The sequence below is a fragment of the Micromonospora sp. NBS 11-29 genome (assembly GCF_002140155.1).
In the GTDB taxonomy this organism is placed as follows: Bacteria; Actinomycetota; Actinomycetes; order Mycobacteriales; family Micromonosporaceae; genus Micromonospora.
The window spans coordinates 166,243-168,190 of the sequence record NZ_NAPR01000023.1; the positions used below are offsets into that span (position 1 = coordinate 166,243).

The window sequence follows — 1,948 nt, forward strand, 5'->3', positions numbered from 1 at the left end:
CCCCGCTTAACGCATTTGGTAGAGGCGGGGGCCCCGCTTAACAACCGCACCCGCCCGAGCACGCGAAAGGCCGCCGACCCGCACGGGTCGGCGGCCTCACTCGTCAACGGTGTTAAGCGGGGGCCCCGCCTATACCAGAAGCGTTAAGCGGGGCCCCCGCCTTACACCTCAGCGGTTGGCGGCGGGGAGGTACTCCCGCTCGGGGGCGCCGGTGTAGATCTGCCGCGGACGGCCGATCTTGGTCTCCGGGTCGTTGATCATCTCGCGCCACTGCGCGATCCAGCCGGGCAGCCGGCCCAGCGCGAACAGCACCGTGAACATCTTCGTCGGGAAGCCCATGGCCTTGTAGATCAGGCCGGTGTAGAAGTCCACGTTCGGGTAGAGCCGCCGCGAGACGAAGAAGTCGTCGGCCAGCGCGATCTCCTCCAACTGCACCGCGAGGTCCAGCAGCGGGTCCGGCTTGGCCATCCGGCCGAGCACGTCCTGGGCGGCCTTCTTCACGATCGCGGCGCGGGGGTCGTAGTTCTTGTAGACCCGGTGGCCGAAGCCCATCAGCTTCACGCCGTCCTGCTTGTCCTTCACCTTCTGCACGAAGGCGCGGACGTCCCCGCCGTCGGCCTGGATCTTCTGGAGCATCTCCAGCACGGCCTGGTTGGCGCCGCCGTGCAGCGGGCCGAAGAGCGCGTTCACGCCGGCCGAGACCGAGGCGAACAGGTTGGCGTTGCTGGAGCCGACCAGCCGCACGGTGGAGGTGGAGCAGTTCTGCTCGTGGTCGGCGTGCAGGATGAACAGCATGTCCAGCACCCGGGCGACCACCGGGTCGACCTCGTACTGCTCGGCCGGGACNGCAGCGGCTGGCCGATCGACTTCTTGTAGGCGTACGAGGCGATGGTGGGAACCTTCGCCATCAGCCGCACCGTGGACATCTCCACGTGCTCGGAGTCGAACGGGTCCAGGCTGTCCTGGTAGAAGGTCGAGATGGCGCTGACGGCCGAGGAGAGCACGGCCATCGGGTGCGCGTCGCGGGGGAAACCGTCGAAGAAGCGGCGCATCTCCTCGTGCAGCAGCGAGTGCCGCCGGATCCGCTCGCTGAACTCGGACAGCTCCGTCTGGCTCGGCAGTTCGCCGTAGATCAGCAGGTAGGAGACCTCCAGGAAGGAGGACTTCTCGGCCAGCTGGTCGATCGGGTAGCCGCGGTACCGCAGGATGCCCGCGTCACCGTCGATGTAGGTGATCGCGGACGAGCAGGACGCGGTGTTGACGAAACCGGGGTCGTATGTTGTCATCCCGGTTTCCTTGAGCAGCTTGCTCACCCCGATCCCGGCGGGGCCCTCGACCGCGGACTGCACCGGCATCGACAGCTGCCCACCGGGGTGGTCGAGCTTGACTTCCGTCATCTGTTCCTCGCTTCGCCGGCAAGATCTTCGTTGAATTGCCTTCGCTTCTACCGTAATCACGGTGTGGCGGACAACGCTCGGCATGGCTTCTCGGGTGAGGTATGCGTCACCTGTTTCCCGACTTGCCGGGTCGGAAACCGGCGGGTAACCGCGCGCGTCAGGAGAGAGTGAGTCGCCGCAGCGTCCCGCCGGCGCCCACCCGGTAGAGGTCCAGTCGGTTGGCGCCGGCGGCGAAGAGCCGGTCGTCGGGGAGGAACGCGGCGAACCGCCGACCGCCGGCGTCCGGTGGCACCACCGGCACGACCGCGCCGACCGTGCCGTTGACCGCGACCGCGAGCCGGGTGCCGTTCGGCACCGAATCGGGCACCGTGCCCCAGAGCAGCGCCGGCAGACCGCGCGCCGGGTCGACCGCGTCGAACGCGGACCGGTTCGCCACGGTGGCGGAGCCGGCGGTGGGCACCGCGCCGACCCGGGTGCCGACGAGCGGGTCCACCGGCGGCGGGGGCACCGGCGCGGGCGTCGGGCCGGTGATCGTCACCGGCTCCCCCGGG

At 69.1% G+C, this 1,948-nt stretch carries 2 pseudogenes; both read right to left on the bottom strand.

What is annotated here, in order from left to right:
- Positions 1-168: 168 nt before the first annotated feature.
- Positions 169-1,397, bottom strand: a pseudogene (locus B1205_RS25310) (citrate synthase).
- A 157-nt stretch (positions 1,398-1,554) separates the two neighbouring features.
- Positions 1,555-1,948, bottom strand: a pseudogene (locus B1205_RS32330) (sulfatase-like hydrolase/transferase); the annotation flags it as partial.